We start from the raw sequence: 14,407 nt of genomic DNA, 5'->3' as shown, positions 1-14,407 counted from the left end.
GATCCGGTTCCGCATCCCGTCCGGCGACTCGTGCACCAGACCACTGGCGAGCGCCTCCGGCACGCTGGCCACCACCAGGTGCAACCCCATCTCGGCCACCCGCTGGTCCCGGTACTCCAACACCTCCCGGAAGTTGTGCCCGGTGTCCACGTGCATCACGGGGAAGGGGATGTTGGCGGGGGCGAACGCCTTCTGCGCCAGTCGCAGCATCACGATCGAGTCCTTGCCGCCGGAGAAGAGCAGCACCGGCCGCTCCAGCTCCGCCACCACCTCACGCATGATGAAGAGGCTCTCCGCCTCCAGCTCGTCGAGGTGGGACACCCGGTAGTCGGCAGGAGCGGTCATGACACCGGCTCGCTTCGCTCGGATCCGCTCATGCGAATTCCAGACCTTTCCGGTCGGTGACGTCGAAGAAGAGTGCGGTCACTCTACCCGGAGTGTCTGTGCAGCGCCGCAAGCAACCGGGGAGCGAGATCCTTCCGGCAGACCAGCAGGTCGGGCAGCCGGGGATCCGCCTCGTTGTATTTCAGCGCAGAACCGTCGATCCGGGAAGCGTGCAGGCCGGTGGCCGTCGCCACAGCCACCGGGGCGGCCGAGTCCCACTCGTACTGCCCACCGGCGTGCAGGTACGCGTCGACCTCACCGCTGATCACCGCCGCGATCCTGGCGCCGGCCGATCCCATCGGTACGAGCTGGGCACCGACGTCGTCGGCGAGGTCGGTGAGGAAGACCGGGGGCCGGCTACGGCTCGCCGCCAGCCGGATCCGCCGGCCACCACCGGTGGCCGCCTCCAGCGTCATCGGCGGGTACGCGGGCGGGAAGTCGGTGCCCACCACCCGGTGCTGGGCCGGCAGGGCGATCGCGCCGCCGACCAGCCCGTGCGGTGCCTTCGCCTGGCGTGACCAGAGCGCCACGTGCACCGCCCAGTCGCTGCGCCCGGACTCGGCGAACTCCCGGGTACCGTCCAGCGGATCGATGATCCAGACCCGGTCGGCGGTGAGCCGGTGCACGGCGTGGCTGCTCACCTCGGCCGCCCAGCCCAGCCGGGCGCCCTCGTCGGACTCGGCGAGCACCGCGTCCGCCGGGCGCCAGCGGGCCAGCTCGGTGCGGATCAGGTCGTGGGCGAGTTTGTCCCCCGCCGCCCGGAGCGCCCCGGGGTCGTCGAAGCCCAACTCGGCCCGCAGATCCAGCAGCAGCTGACCGGTCCGGGTGGCCAGCCAGCGGGCGAAAGCACCGTCGATCATGGGGGGAGTAGCCACGTCGATCACCTCTCCAGCTCCCGACGCACCCTACCGGCCCGGGTCACCCGGGCCCGGGTCACGCGCCGTGGTACGCGTTCTGGGTCGGCTCCACGCCCCGGGTGATCACCGACTCCACCACGTCGGCGGCGCGGTCCACCAGGAACTCCAGCTCCTTGCGTTCCGCCTGGGAGAAATCCGACAGTACGTAGTCGGCCGGGTCCTGCCGGCCGGGCGGTCGACCGATGCCGAACCGGACCCGCACGTAGTCCTTGGTGCCGAGTGACTTGGACATCGAGCGGAGCCCGTTGTGTCCGCCCTCGCCACCACCGCACTTGATCCGGAACTGGCCGTACCCGATGTCCAGCTCGTCGTGGACGGCGACGACCTGCCCCGGCGGCACCTTGTAGAACTGGGCCAGGGCGGCCACCGGCGCCCCGGAGAGGTTCATGTAGGTGAGCGGTTTGACCAGCACCAGCTTCGGCCCGCCGAAGCCGAGCCGCCCCTCGCCGACGTCGGCGACCGCCCGCCGGTGCCGGCCCAGTTTCGCGCCGATCCGACCGGCCAGCAGATCCACCACCATGAAGCCGACGTTGTGCCGGTTGCCGGCGTACTCCCGGCCGGGGTTACCCAGACCGACCACCAGCCACGGCTGTGCCTCGTCCATCACGCCCGTCTCTCCCCTGTCCCCGCCGACCGGCCGACCGCTGCACACCGCCGACGGCCGGTCGATCCACACCCCCGACCGCAGGCCCGACCCGTCACCACCGGCAGTCGACCGGTCGGCCGGTCGGCTGACCCTGGTCGCCGTCCGGCCTGGTCGATCGACCACCACCGCTACGGATTTCTGCCCGGTCGGACGTCGGACACCGACCGGACATACGACAACAGGCGCCCCCGACGAGTCGGGGACGCCTGCCGCACGATCTGGTCCGATCAGGCCTCGGTACGGCCCTCGGCCGGGGCCTCCTCGCCCTCGGCGGTCGCCTCGGCAGCGGCCTCCTCGCCCTCGACGGCCTCCTCGGCGGCCTCTTCCTCGGCGGCCGGCTGCTCGATCTCGGGCAGGGTGGCCTCGAGCTCCTCGGCGGTCGGGGCGGCGGTGACCGCGGCCACCGGCAGCTCCGGGTCGGCGACCAGCTCGACACCGGCCGGCAGCTCGACGTCGGCGGCGGTGACCTGGGTACCGGCCTCCAGGCCCTCGATCGAGGCCTCCAGGTGGTCGGGGAGCTTGGTCGCGTCGGCGGTGACCGTCAGGGTGTCGTGGTCGTGCACGATCAGGGTGTCCTTGGCGGCCTCACCGGTCAGCTGGACCGGGACCTCGACGGTGACCTTCTCGCCGCGCCGGACCAGCAGCAGGTCGACGTGCTCGAAGGTGTCCTTGATCGGGTCACGCTGGATCGCCTTCGGCAGCGCAAGCGCCTGCGTGCCGTCGCTGATCTCGATCGCGAAGAGCTGGTTGGCGCCACCGTGCCGGATCGCCGCAGCGAACTCCCGGGCGGGGAGCGCGATGTGCTTGGGCTTCTCGCCGTGGCCGTACAGCACGGCGGGCACCTTGCCGGCCCGGCGGGTACGACGGGCACCACCCTTGCCGAACTCGGTACGGGGCTCGGCGCTGATCTTTACCTCGGACACGGGGAAACTCCTGATTGCGGTCGCTGCGGCGGAATGTCGTCTGGCGGTGCTGAGGCGAAGGGCTCTCTGGGGCTCATGTCCTGAACACCATCCGGAGCACCGCGTCGATGACGGCGCCTCCGTGCGGCGCTTCTCAGCGACCCGCAGGGCACCCTCGCCATGGCAACCGCACCAGTCTACCCGAGGCGGGAACCGCTACTCGCAGCAGACCCCGCACCCGGGCGGAGAAGCGTACCGGCACCTGTCCGGTGCCGGTACGCGACGGTCCACTCCGGCGTCACCCGGCCGCTCGACAGCCGGCGCAGACCCGTGCCCACGCCGGCATGTCCGCGGGCGGCCCGCCGGTTCACGTCACCGGCGGGCCACGCTCAGCTGAGCCCGCCGAACAGGGTCGTCACCGAGCCGTCGTCGAAGACCTCACGGATCGCCCGGGCCAGCAGCGGGGCGATGGAGAGCACGGTGATCTTGTCCAGCCGCTTCTCCGGCGGCAGCGGCAGCGTGTTGGTCACCACGACCTCGCTGATCCGGCTGTTCTTCAGCCGCTCGGTCGCCGGGTCGGACAGCAGCGCGTGCGTCGAGGCGACCAGCACGTCGGCGGCACCCGATTCGTGCAGGATCTCCGCAGCCTTGCAGATCGTGCCACCGGTGTCGATCATGTCATCGACGATCAGGCAGACCCGGCCCTCGACGTCACCGACCACCCGGTTGGCCACCACCTGGTTGGGCTTCAGCGGGTCGCGGGTCTTGTGGATGAACGCCAGCGGGCAGCCACCGAGCCGGTCGGTCCAGCGCTCCGCGACGCGTACCCGGCCCGAGTCGGGGGCGACCACGGTGAGCGGACGGCCGGCGTACTTCTTCTCCACGTAGTCGGCGAGGATGTCCATCGCGAAGAGGTGGTCCACCGGGCCGTCGAAGAAGCCCTGGATCTGCGCGGTGTGCAGGTCGACGGTGAGGATCCGGTTCGCGCCCGCCTGCTTGAGCAGGTCGGCGATGAGCCGCGCGGAGATGGGCTCGCGGCCCCGGTGCTTCTTGTCCTGCCGGGCGTACGGGTAGAACGGCAGGACGACGGTGATCCGCTTCGCCGACCCGCGCTTCAGGGCGTCGATCATGATCAGGGTCTCCATGACCCACTTGTTCACGCCGTGCGTGACCGACTGCACCACGAAGGCGTCGGAGCCACGTACGGAGTCCTTGAAGCGTACGAAGATCTCGCCGTTGGCGAACTCGTACGCGTCGGCCGGCGTCGGCGCGACGCCGAGCACCTCACCGATCTCCTTGGCCAACTCCGGAAAGCCACGTCCGGAGAAGAGCATCAGGCTCTTGCGGTTTTCGGCGACGATGCTGCCCATGGGCTCGTCTGCTCCCGTTGGTCGGTGGTACCCGGCGGTGGTGGGTCCAGGGACTAGTCGGTTGCAGTATCCCCCGTGGTCGGGGCCGGGTGGACCGCCTCGGCATCCCCGTGGATTGCCTCACCTTCCCTTGCGCCAGCGGCCCGGTCCGACGCACTCTGCGCCGCCCCGGCGGGCTCCGCGCCCGGGCCGGCCGCCTCGGCCCGCCGGGCCGCCTCGGCCGCCGCCGTACCGGCCCGCCGCTTGCGTACCCAGCCCTCGATGTTGCGCTGCCGGGCCCGGGCGACGCCCATCGCGCCGGCCGGTACGTCGTCGACGATCACCGATCCGGCCGCCGTGTACGCACCGTCACCGACCCGGACCGGGGCGACGAACATGTTGTCCGCGCCGGTCCGCGCGTGACTGCCGATCACCGTCCGGTGCTTGGCCACCCCGTCGTAGTTGACGAACACGGTCGCCGCGCCGATGTTGCTCTGCTCGCCGATGGTGGCGTCCCCGACGTAGGTCAGGTGCGGCACCTTGGAGCCGGCGCCCACCTCCGAGTTCTTCACCTCGACGAAGGTGCCGATCTTGGCCTTCTCCCCGAGCCGGGCGGCCGGCCGCAGGTAGGCGTACGGGCCGACGCTCGCGCCGGGACCGACCTCCGCCTGGACGGCGTGGCTGCGGACCACCGAGGCACCCGCGCCGACCACCGTGTCGACCAGCGTGACGTCCGGTCCCACGGTGGCCCCCGTACCCACCCGGGTGGTGCCGCGCAACTGGGTGTTCTGGTCGATCACCGCGTCCCGGTCGACGGAGGCGGTCACGTCGATCCAGGTGGTGTCCGGGTCGAGCAGGGTGACGCCGGTACGCATCAGCGACTCGTTGACCCGGTCCCGCAGCAGCCGGCGCAGTGCGGCCAGCTCGACCCGGTCGTTGCAGCCCAGCGTCTCGGTGGCGTCGGCGGCGACGTGCACCGCGACCGGCTCACCGGCCCCGACGAGCAGGCCGAAGACGTCGGTGAGGTACTCCTCGCCCTGGTCGTTCTCGGTGGAGAGCTTGCCGAGGGTGTCCCGCAGCCGGGCCGCGTCGAAGGCGTAGATGCCGGCGTTGACCTCCCGGACGGCCCGCTCGGCCGGGGAGGCGTCGCGCTCCTCGACGATCCGCTCCAGCCGGCCGGCGCCGTCCCGGACGATCCGGCCGAGCCCGGTCGGGTCGGGCACCTCGGCGGCCAGCACGGTGGCTGCCGCGCCGGCCCTCTCGTGCGCCTCGACCAGGGCACCGACCGTGTCCGGGCGGAGCAGCGGCACGTCCCCGTTGATCACGACGACCGTACCGGCGGACTCGGGGACGGCCGCCAGCGCGATCCGGACCGCGTGACCGGTGCCCCGCTGCTCGGCCTGGAGGACGCCGGTGGCGTCCGGGGCGATCTCGGCGAGGTGTGCGCGGACCTGCTCCGCGCCGTGTCCGACCACCACCACGGTGCGTTCGGCGCCCAGCGGCGCCGCTGCGGCCAGGACGTGGCCGACCAGGGTCCGGCCGAGCAGCGGGTGCAGCACCTTCGGCAGGGCCGACTTCATCCGCTTGCCCTCCCCGGCGGCGAGCACGACGACGGTACGGAGGCGGGGCTGGGACACGACGAAGCTCCTGTCGGAGGTCGGACAGTCTGCGGCCCCATGCTAACCACGCATCGGTGGCAATCCGTACGGGCCTACGCAATTGCCGGCGGCATCCGGCGGCGCGCTGCGGAGGCGGGAGCTGGGGTGCCTGGATTCGAACCAGGAGCTCAAGGCTCCAAAGGCCTGCGGGTTGCCGTTACCCCACACCCCATCGCGCGTCAGCCTAGCGCCCGGCGCGTTCCGTGCCCCCGTCGGCGCCGGCCGCCGGATCAACCTGGTGATCATACCCGCGATCGGTCGGCCCGGCTCACCGCGGCGTGCCGCGCCGGCCGGGCGACGGCGTCGCGCCCCACCGGCATCCCCGGTCGGGCACGGCGGCACCCGGGACGGAGCCGGCGCCGACCGGCCGCCGAACCGGCCAGGACTGCACATCAGGGCACGAAAGTGGCGACGTTTATCGATCTCTGGAGCGGCTATCGGAAAGCGAGCCGTAGCTAAACTACGGGAGCGTAGGTTACGGTGACGTAGGCGTAAGTTACCGATCTTGCCGTCCCCTCTGCGAGGTGTCATGTCCACCGCTCTCCTTGAGCCCGCCCCCCCGACCGGCAACGCCGCCGGCCCGAAGCCCCTCACCGAAGGCCACCAGTCCACAGGCATCCTGGTCGCCCTCTGGTCCTTCGTGACCATCCCGTTCCTCGCCCTGCTCGCCGCCGTACCGGTGGCCTGGGGAGGTTGGCTGGGCTGGACCGACGTGGCCATCGGCCTGGTCTGGTACACGATCTCGGGGCTCGGCATCACGGTGGGGTACCACCGCTACTTCACCCACGGCTCGTTCAAGGCCAAGCGGTGGCTGCGGGTGGCACTGGCGGTCTCCGGGTCACTGGCGGTACAGGGCAACATCACCCAGTGGGTCGCCGACCACCGACGACACCACGCCTTCTCGGACCTGGAGGGCGACCCGCACTCGCCCTGGCGGTTCGGGACCAGCGTCTGGGGCCTCACCCGGGGCATGTTCCACGCCCACCTGGGCTGGCTCTTCGGCCGGGAACTCTCCAACCGCGCCCGGTTCGCCCCGGACCTGCTCGCCGACCGGGACATCAACCGGGTGGACCGGCTCTTCCCCGCCCTGGTGGCCGCCTCGGTACTCGGCCCCGCCCTCATGGGCGGCCTGCTCACCTGGTCCTGGCAGGGCGCGCTGACCGCACTCTTCTGGGCCGGACTCGTCCGGATCGCCCTGCTGCACCACGTCACCTGGTCGATCAACTCGGTCTGCCACGTCTACGGCGAGCGCCCCTTCGAGATGCGCCAGGGTGACCGGGCGTCGAACTTCTGGCCGCTGGCCCTGCTCTCCTTCGGGGAGGCGTGGCACAACCTGCACCACGCCGAGCCGACCAGCGCCCGCCACGGCGTACTCCGCGGTCAGGTGGACATCTCCGCCCGGGTGATCTGGCTCTTCGAGAAGACGGGGGCCGCGTGGGACGTCCGCTGGCCGAAGCCCGAGCGCATCGCCGCCAAGTTGGTCAAAAACCCCGTCACCCGGTAATCGGGTCGGTACGCCGGACGGTCACCTGGCAGGATGGCCGGGTGACCGAGCGGGTGCGGCAACGAGGGACGGCACACACGCCGCTCCGCCCCCAGGATCGGCGCCCCACGAGACACCTCCGGTCGGCTCCGGCGGTACGCCGCCGGAGCCGACCGGTCAGCCCCCCATCCCCCGGCAGGGCGTCACCGCGCGCCAGCGAGGTGACGAGATGACAGAGGTCAAGCCGCCGGCCAAGCCGAGTTCCCGGGTCCGCATGTCGGCCGCGCAGCGCCGCGAGCAGCTGATCTCCATCGGCCGGCAGATCTTCGCCGAGCGCGGTTTCGACGCCACCTCGATCGAGGAGGTCGCCGCCCGGGCCAAGGTGTCCAAGCCGGTGGTCTACGAGCACTTCGGTGGCAAGGAGGGGCTCTACGCGGTCGTGGTCGACCGGGAGGTCCGCGCCCTGCTCGACCGGATCACCACCGCGCTGACCGCCGGCCACCCCCGTGAGCTGCTGGAACAGGCCGCGCTGGCGCTGCTCACCTACATCGAGGAGGAGACCAGCGGGTTCCGGGTGCTGGTCCGGGAGTCCCCGCTGATGTCCGCCACCGGCAACTTCAGCAGCGTGATGAACGACGTCGCCCACCAGGTCGAGCACATCCTCGGCGCCGAGTTCAAGAGCCGGGGGTACGACCCGAAGCTCGCCGAGCTGTACGCCCAGGCCCTGGTCGGCATGGTCGCGCTGACCGGGCGCTGGTGGCTGGAGGTGCGTAAGCCCCGCAAGGAGACGGTCGCCGCGCACCTGGTCAACCTGGCCTGGAACGGGCTGTCCCACCTGGAGGCGAAGCCGACCCTGCTCACCCGACGCGGGCGCTGACCCGACCGGCCGGCGGGCGCCCGGCGCGGGTCGGTGGTGGTCGGCGCCGGTCGGCTCAGCGGGTACCCGGCTCCGGTACGGGCCGGTGCCGGTACGCCTCCTCGGCCTCGGCATGCTCGTCCGGGCCGACCTTGTCGTAGAGCCCGGTGGCGAGCAGCAACAACCCGAAGACCAGCGACACGATGACCGTGGACATCGAGAAGTTGAGGAAGTTCGCGCTGGTCTGGAGGACCGTCATCATCGCCATGCCGGTGACCATGAAGACCACCCCGGCGGTCAGATTCATGTAGTGGCCGAGGTTGCTCCGCCGGGACGCGCCGATCAGCAGCACGATCCCGAAGATCACGGAGACCAGCGAGAAGGCCAGATTGGTCCGCAGACCGAGGGCCCAGTGGCTGCCCCGGTCGAAGAGCGGTTCCCCCCAGGTCTGCACCACGCCCACCACCCCGAAGACCAGGATGTAGAGCCCGACCAGGGCGGCGACGGCCCGGTAGAGCGGGCGCGCCGGATGGTTGACCGGAAAGTGTGCCATGACCCCTCCTCAGTGCCGGGTGACCGATCACGGTGAATTGTCACCCGGCACAGCGGAGGAAATCGGCGTTTGCCCAGTTGACGCGCGGTTCAGAGCAGGAGCCGGGCCTCGTGCCAGGCCTTCTGCTCCTCCTCGCTGCCGACCTTGCCGTACATGGCGGCCATCAGCAGCACCATGCCGATCACCATGGCCACGATGACCGTGGCGACGCTGAAGTTGAGCACGTTGGCCTCGGTCTGGAGGAAGGCCAGCGCGGCCAGGCTGAGCACCATGTAGCCGTACGCGAGGATCTTGTTGATCTGGACGTCGATGTTGCGGCCGAGGACCGTACCGAGCACGATCAGCGCACCGGTGACCAGGGCGACCAGCGAGTACGCCAGATTCGCACCCTGGCCGAGGACGAGCGTGTCATCCTGGGCGAAGAAGTCGTTCCCGGCGGTCCCGATCACCCCGAGGGCACCGAAGACCACCAGGTAGCCACCGGTAAGCCCGCCGATCGCCCGGTAGATCGGCCGCGCGGGGTGGTTGACGGGGTTATGGGCCATGTCTGAGTCTCCAACACCGTTGGTTGAGGGGTCGGGCACGATTCTCCCGCATGTGGCGCTGTGACGCCGCACACGCCCACCCCGGCCGGCCAGGACGCCGACCGGGGCTGCCGGGAGCCCCGGCTCAGCTGCTCGGCACCTGCTCGGCCAGGGCCAGCCAGGTCTCCTCGGTCCGTTCCCGCTCGGCCCGCAGCTCACGGAGCTGGGCGTCCAGTTCGGCGACCTTCGCGTAGTCGGTCGCGTGCTGGGCGAGCTGGTCGTGCAGCGCCGCCTCCCGCTGCTCCAGCTTGCTGATCTGGCGTTCCAGCCGGCTCAGCTCCTTGCGGGCGGTCCGCGCCTCGGCCGCCGACATGCCCGGCTCCTCCGACCGGTCGGCCGTCGGGCGACCGGTGAGCGGGGCGGCCTGGGCCCGGGGACCGGTGCTGCCGGCCCGGTCCAGGTACTCGTCGACCCCGCCCGGCAGGTGCACCAGACGCCCGTCGCCGAACATCCCGTACGCCACGTCGGTGACCCGCTCGATCAGGTAGCGGTCGTGGCTGGCCACGACGACCGTACCCGGCCAGGAGTCCAGCAGGTCCTCCAGCGCGGCCAGGGTGTCGGTGTCCAGGTCGTTGGTGGGCTCGTCGAAGAGGAGCACGTTCGGTTCGGCGGCGAGCAGGCGCAGCATCTGCAACCGGCGCCGCTCGCCACCGGAGAGGTCGCTGACCGGGGTCCAGAGCCGCCGGTCGTCGAACCCGAAGATCTCGGCGAGCTGCGAGGCGGCCAGTTCCCGGTCGCCGAGCTGGACCCGCCGGGCGACCTCCTCCACCGCCTCCAGCACCCGCAGGTGCCCGGGCAGCTCGGTCAACTCCTGGGAGAGGAACGCCGGCCGGACGGTGGACCCGGTGACGAACCGGCCGGCGTCCGGCCGGGTCACCCCGGCCAGCATGCGCAGCAGGGTCGTCTTGCCGGCCCCGTTGGCACCGAGGACGGCGATCCGGTCACCGGGGCCGACCTGCCAGGTGAGATCGTCCAGGATCAGTTTCGGACCGGCGTGCAGGGTGACGTGCTCCAGGTCGTACACCTGCTTGCCGAGCCGGGCGGTGGCCAGCTTCTGCAACGACATGGTGTCGCGCGGCGGGGGCACGTCGGCGATGAGTGCGTTGGCCGCGTCGATCCGGAACCGGGGCTTGGAGGTCCGGGCCGGCGGGCCCCGGCGCAGCCAGGCGATCTCCTTGCGGAGCAGGTTCTGCCGGCGGGCCTCGGTGGCGGCGGCGACCCGTTCCCGTTCGGCGCGGGCCAGGGTCCAGGCGGCGAAACCACCCTCGTAGGCCCGGACCGTCTGGTCGGCGACCTCCCAGGTGGTGGTGCAGACCGCGTCCAGGAACCAGCGGTCGTGGGTGACCACGACCAGGGCGCCCTTGCGGCCGACCAGGTGCCGGGCCAGCCAGTCGACACCGCCCACGTCCAGGTGGTTGGTGGGCTCGTCGAGGATCAGCAGATCGGCCTCGCGGACCAGCAGCGCGGCCAGCGCGACCCGGCGCCGCTCCCCACCGGACATCGGCCCGACCGGCTGGTCGAGACCCAGATAGGGCATGCCGAGCCCGTCGAGGATGGCGCGTACCCCGGCGTCACCGGCCCACTCGTGCTCGGCGCCCATGCTCTCGGCCAGCCAGGCCGTACCGAGCACCACGTCCCGGACGGTGGCCTCGGCGGCCAGTTGGAGGGTCTGCGGCAACCAGGCGACCCGCAGGTCCCGGCGGTGGGTCACCCGGCCGGCGTCCGGCTCCTCGGTCCGGGTGAGCAGGCGCAGCAGGGTGGACTTCCCGGCGCCGTTGAGCCCGACCACGCCGATCCGGTCGGCGTCGTCGAGGCCGAGGGAGACGTCGGTGAGCAGCGGCCCGGCGGCGCCGTACCCCTTGGACACCCGGTCCAGGTTGACGATGTTGGCCACGACCTCACCTCCCATGATCAAGGCGTCCCGCTCGTGCCGGCCGGCACACGGGACGCCTACGGTCTAGCCTACGCGGACCGCCCGCCGAACCGTCGGTGCGGCTGCGGCACCGGGACGCACCTGCGGTCACGCCCGGCGTAGCCGGTGTCCGCTGCGGTCAGCCGACCCGGGCGCCGGGTACCGGCCCGTGCGCGGTCCGCACCGCCCGGCACACCCCGGCGGCGGTCAGCCCGGCGGCGACCCGCTCGGCGTGCCGGGCGTCGGTGGCCAGGAAGACACAGGTGGGGCCGGACCCGGAGACGATCCCGGCCAACGCGCCGGCCTGCGTACCGGCGGACAGGGTGGCCGCGAGCGACGGCCGGATCGACAGTGCGGCGGCCTCAAGGTCGTTGCCCAGCGCCCCGGCGAGCACCCCCGGATCGTGCTGACGCAGCGCGGCCAGCAGCTCGTCGGTACTGCCCAGCGGCTCCGGGGCGGCCCCGGTGTCCCGCAGCCGGTCCAGTTCGGCGTACGCGGCCGGGGTGGAGATCCCGCCGTCGGCGACCGCCACCACCCAGTGCCAGGAGACCGGCCGGGCCAGCACCGGACTGACCGCCTCCCCCCGGCTGGTACCGAGAGCGGTGCCGCCGTGGATCAGGAACGGCACGTCCGAGCCGAGCCCGGCGGCGATCGCGGCCAGCTCGTCCCGGGAGAGCCCGGTACCCCAGAGGGTGTCGCAGGCGACCAGGGTGGCGGCGGCGTCCGCGCTCCCGCCGGCCAGCCCACCGGCGAGCGGGATCTGCTTGCGCAGGTGCAGCCGGGCGTGGGCCGGCAGGCCGGTGTACGCGGCGAGCGCCCGGGCCGCCCGGATCACCAGGTTCGACTCGTCCAGCGCCAGCTCACCCGTGCCCTCCCCCTCCATGGTGAGGGTGAGGGTGTCGCCCCGGCGGGCGGTCAGCTCGTCGTGGATCGAGATCGCGTGGTAGACGGTGTTCAGCTCGTGGTACCCGTCCGGCCGGAGCGGACCCACCCCGAGGTGCAGGTTGATCTTGGCGGGTACCCGGACCCGGACCGGTCCGCTGCTCCCCCGCCGGGAGCCGTCCTCGTCGTCCGGTCGCCACGCCTCGGTCACCGGGCGCTGCCCCGGAACGGGGACCGGACATCGGACGACTGTTCCACGCTCAGCTCCTCGGCGCTCAATCCGCAGCACCCTCCTACCGACACGGCGTCAGCCTAACCGGCGGCCCGGGCACCGACCGGAGCCGACGCGGCGATCGCGGCGAACTGCTCGACGGTGAGCGCCTCCCCCCGGGCACCCGGGTCCACCCCGGCAGCGGTCAGCGCCACCGCCGCCGCGTCCGCCCCACCGGCCCAGCCGGCCAGCGCGGCCCGCAGGGTCTTGCGGCGCTGGGCGAACGCCGCGTCCACCACCGCGAAGACAGCCCGCCGGGACACGTCGTCGCGGGGCGGCTCCCGGCGGGTGAAGGCGACCAGCCCGGAGTCGACGTTCGGGACCGGCCAGAACACGTTCGGCGGCACCTTCCCGGCCGACCGGGCGTGGGCGTGCCAGGCCAGCTTCACCGACGGGATGCCGTAGACCTTGGAACCCGGCCCGGCGACCAGCCGGTCGGCGACCTCCTTCTGCACCATCACCAGACCGTGCCGCAGGCTCGGCAGCTCGGCGAGCAGGTGCAGCACCACCGGCACGGCGACGTTGTAGGGCAGGTTCGCCACCAGCGCGGTGGGCGCCGGATCGGCCAGCTCGGCCGCGCCCACCCGCAACGCGTCGGCCCGGTGCACGGTGAGCCGGTCGGTGGCGCCGGGACCGGCGAACCGGCCGGCGGTCTCCGGCAGGGCACCGGCCAGCACCGGGTCGATCTCCACCGCGTGCACGTGCGCCGCCACCGGCAGCAGCCCGAGGGTGAGCGAGCCGAGCCCCGGCCCGACCTCCAGCGCCACGTCGTCCGGGGCGAGCCCGGCGGCGGTGACGATGCGCCGCACCGTGTTCGGGTCGTGCACGAAGTTCTGGCCGAGCTTCTTGGTCGGCGACACACCCAGCCGGGCGGCCAACTCCCGGATCTCCGCCGGGCCGAGGAGACCGGTCATGCCGTGCAGCCTATGGCATGTAAGGAAGGGCCCCTTGTTAACGCTTTCGGTAGAGGAAGGGCCCCTTGTTAACACCCCGGTCCGGCGGCACCCGGCGTCGGCTCAGCGCCACGGGCCGAAGACCCGCTCCCCGGTGGCCGAGACGGCGGCGCACAGCTCCGCCAGATCCACCCCGGTGGTCTCCGCCAACGACCGCATGGTCAGCGGGATGAGGTACGAGGCGTTCGGCCGACCCCGGTGCGGCGTCGGGGTGAGGTACGGCGCGTCCGTCTCCACCAGCATCTGGTCGGTCGGGGTGAGCTTCGCCGCCTCGCGCAGGGCGTGCGCACTGGCGAAGGTCACCGTACCGGCGAAGCTCAGCACGTACCCGCGCCGGACACATTCGGCCGCGAAGTCCGCGTCGCCGGAGAAACAGTGCAGGACGACGGTGTCCGGTGCGCCCTCCGAGTCGAGTACCCGCAGCACGTCGGCGTGCGCGTCCCGGTCGTGGATGACCAGCGCCTTGCCGTACCGCTTGGCGATGGCGATGTGCGCCCGGAAGCTCTCCTCCTGGGCGGCCCGCCCCTCGTCGCCGGTCCGGAAGTGATCGAGACCGGTCTCGCCGATCCCGCGTACCCGGTCGTGACCGGCGAGCGCCTCGATTTCGCGCAACGCCTCGTCGAGGTCGGGCAGCCGGGGCGCCTCGTTCGGATGCAGCGCCACGGTGGCGAGCACCGCCGGGTACCGCCCGGCCAACTCGGCGCCCCACCGGGAGGAGGCCACGTCCACCCCGACCTGGACCAGCCGGTCCACCCCCACCGAGGCGGCCAGGTCGAGGATCGCGTCGACCGGGTCGCCGGCCGGCTGTCCGGCGGAGGATCCGGCGCCGCCGGGGGTACCCGCCTCGGCGACGGTGATGTCCAGGTGGGTGTGGCTGTCGGGCACCGGGCTCGGCAACGGCTCGGGTGCCGGCGGGAACTCACCCGCTCGCCGGGCGGCGCGCTGGCGGCGGGACTCGGTCGGCTCACTCATCGCCGCCAGCATCACACATCCGCTCCGGCCCGGCGCAGCCTCCCGACCCCCGGCGAGGGATCACGCCTCAAGATCTGCTCAAGAT

The 14,407-nt window shown here is 72.3% G+C and carries 14 protein-coding genes and 1 tRNA gene; 2 read left to right on the top strand and 13 right to left on the bottom strand.

Features of this window, described 5'->3' with window-relative positions; all coding sequences use genetic code 11:
- From GSF22_RS08365 to GSF22_RS08335, 7 genes are all read right to left on the bottom strand, one after another.
- On the bottom strand, positions 1–345 hold a 345-nt coding region (locus GSF22_RS08365; protein ID WP_208812542.1), incomplete at its 3' end, for a phosphoadenosine phosphosulfate reductase domain-containing protein.
- 83 nt (positions 346–428) lie between these two features.
- Positions 429–1,244, bottom strand: coding sequence for an inositol monophosphatase family protein (locus GSF22_RS08360; RefSeq protein ID WP_208812552.1), 816 nt, complete (start codon positions 1,242–1,244; stop codon positions 429–431).
- Positions 1,245–1,317: 73 nt separating this feature from the next.
- Positions 1,318–1,905: an aminoacyl-tRNA hydrolase gene (gene pth, locus GSF22_RS08355; protein WP_244366672.1), complete on the bottom strand. Its 588-nt coding sequence runs from the start codon at positions 1,903–1,905 to the stop codon at positions 1,318–1,320.
- A gap of 269 nt (positions 1,906–2,174) precedes the next feature.
- A complete protein-coding gene (locus GSF22_RS08350) occupies positions 2,175–2,870 on the bottom strand; it encodes a 50S ribosomal protein L25/general stress protein Ctc (RefSeq protein ID WP_208812538.1) in 696 nt (231 codons plus the stop codon).
- A gap of 368 nt (positions 2,871–3,238) precedes the next feature.
- On the bottom strand, positions 3,239–4,219 hold the full coding sequence (locus GSF22_RS08345) for a ribose-phosphate diphosphokinase (protein ID WP_208812536.1): 981 nt from the start codon (positions 4,217–4,219) through the stop codon (positions 3,239–3,241).
- A 53-nt stretch (positions 4,220–4,272) separates the two neighbouring features.
- Positions 4,273–5,835, bottom strand: a complete 1,563-nt coding sequence (glmU, locus tag GSF22_RS08340) for a bifunctional UDP-N-acetylglucosamine diphosphorylase/glucosamine-1-phosphate N-acetyltransferase GlmU (RefSeq protein WP_208812534.1) — start codon at positions 5,833–5,835, stop codon at positions 4,273–4,275.
- Between the two features lie 121 nt (positions 5,836–5,956).
- Positions 5,957–6,028, bottom strand: a tRNA-Gln gene (locus GSF22_RS08335).
- Between the two features lie 357 nt (positions 6,029–6,385).
- On the opposite strand from GSF22_RS08335, the gene GSF22_RS08330 reads away from it, so the two are divergent.
- Positions 6,386–7,360: an acyl-CoA desaturase gene (locus GSF22_RS08330; RefSeq protein ID WP_208812532.1), complete on the top strand. Its 975-nt coding sequence runs from the start codon at positions 6,386–6,388 to the stop codon at positions 7,358–7,360.
- 208 nt (positions 7,361–7,568) lie between these two features.
- Positions 7,569–8,216 (top strand): TetR/AcrR family transcriptional regulator, encoded by a 648-nt coding sequence (locus tag GSF22_RS08325; RefSeq protein ID WP_208812530.1) that lies wholly within the window; start codon positions 7,569–7,571, stop codon positions 8,214–8,216.
- A gap of 55 nt (positions 8,217–8,271) precedes the next feature.
- Here GSF22_RS08325 and GSF22_RS08320 read toward each other — a convergent pair whose 3' ends face one another.
- The 6 genes from GSF22_RS08320 to GSF22_RS08295 form a co-directional block, all read right to left on the bottom strand.
- On the bottom strand, positions 8,272–8,748 hold the full coding sequence (locus tag GSF22_RS08320; RefSeq protein ID WP_208812528.1) for a DUF4383 domain-containing protein: 477 nt from the start codon (positions 8,746–8,748) through the stop codon (positions 8,272–8,274).
- An 89-nt stretch (positions 8,749–8,837) separates the two neighbouring features.
- Positions 8,838–9,293 (bottom strand): DUF4383 domain-containing protein, encoded by a 456-nt coding sequence (locus tag GSF22_RS08315; RefSeq protein WP_208812526.1) that lies wholly within the window; start codon positions 9,291–9,293, stop codon positions 8,838–8,840.
- Between the two features lie 124 nt (positions 9,294–9,417).
- A complete protein-coding gene (locus tag GSF22_RS08310; RefSeq protein ID WP_208812524.1) occupies positions 9,418–11,226 on the bottom strand; it encodes an ABC-F family ATP-binding cassette domain-containing protein in 1,809 nt (602 codons plus the stop codon).
- A 157-nt stretch (positions 11,227–11,383) separates the two neighbouring features.
- Positions 11,384–12,337, bottom strand: coding sequence for a 4-(cytidine 5'-diphospho)-2-C-methyl-D-erythritol kinase (locus tag GSF22_RS08305; RefSeq protein ID WP_208812522.1), 954 nt, complete (start codon positions 12,335–12,337; stop codon positions 11,384–11,386).
- A gap of 101 nt (positions 12,338–12,438) precedes the next feature.
- Positions 12,439–13,311 (bottom strand): 16S rRNA (adenine(1518)-N(6)/adenine(1519)-N(6))-dimethyltransferase RsmA, encoded by an 873-nt coding sequence (gene rsmA / locus GSF22_RS08300; protein WP_208812520.1) that lies wholly within the window; start codon positions 13,309–13,311, stop codon positions 12,439–12,441.
- 102 nt (positions 13,312–13,413) lie between these two features.
- Positions 13,414–14,334 carry a TatD family hydrolase gene (locus GSF22_RS08295; protein ID WP_208812518.1) on the bottom strand — a complete coding sequence of 307 codons (921 nt, stop codon included), beginning with the start codon at positions 14,332–14,334 and terminating at the stop codon, positions 13,414–13,416.
- Positions 14,335–14,407 lie beyond the last annotated feature (73 nt).

Origin of the sequence: Micromonospora echinofusca (assembly GCF_017614955.1) — a bacterium.
In the GTDB taxonomy this organism is placed as follows: Bacteria; Actinomycetota; Actinomycetes; order Mycobacteriales; family Micromonosporaceae; genus Micromonospora; species Micromonospora echinofusca_A.
Note: the sequence above shows the minus strand (reverse complement) of the source record. Positions and strands in the feature narration are given on the sequence as shown.

Coding starts and splice junctions, on each gene's coding strand:
- GSF22_RS08345 (WP_208812536.1), bottom strand. CDS start 4,219: ATGGGCAGCATCGTCGCCGAAAACCGCAAGAGCCTGATGCTCTTCTCC.
- GSF22_RS08325 (WP_208812530.1), top strand. CDS start 7,569: ATGACAGAGGTCAAGCCGCCGGCCAAGCCGAGTTCCCGGGTCCGCATG.
- rsmA (WP_208812520.1), bottom strand. CDS start 13,311: ATGACCGGTCTCCTCGGCCCGGCGGAGATCCGGGAGTTGGCCGCCCGG.
- GSF22_RS08315 (WP_208812526.1), bottom strand. CDS start 9,293: ATGGCCCATAACCCCGTCAACCACCCCGCGCGGCCGATCTACCGGGCG.
- GSF22_RS08320 (WP_208812528.1), bottom strand. CDS start 8,748: ATGGCACACTTTCCGGTCAACCATCCGGCGCGCCCGCTCTACCGGGCC.
- GSF22_RS08360 (WP_208812552.1), bottom strand. CDS start 1,244: ATGATCGACGGTGCTTTCGCCCGCTGGCTGGCCACCCGGACCGGTCAG.
- pth (WP_244366672.1), bottom strand. CDS start 1,905: ATGGACGAGGCACAGCCGTGGCTGGTGGTCGGTCTGGGTAACCCCGGC.
- GSF22_RS08330 (WP_208812532.1), top strand. CDS start 6,386: ATGTCCACCGCTCTCCTTGAGCCCGCCCCCCCGACCGGCAACGCCGCC.
- GSF22_RS08295 (WP_208812518.1), bottom strand. CDS start 14,334: ATGCTGGCGGCGATGAGTGAGCCGACCGAGTCCCGCCGCCAGCGCGCC.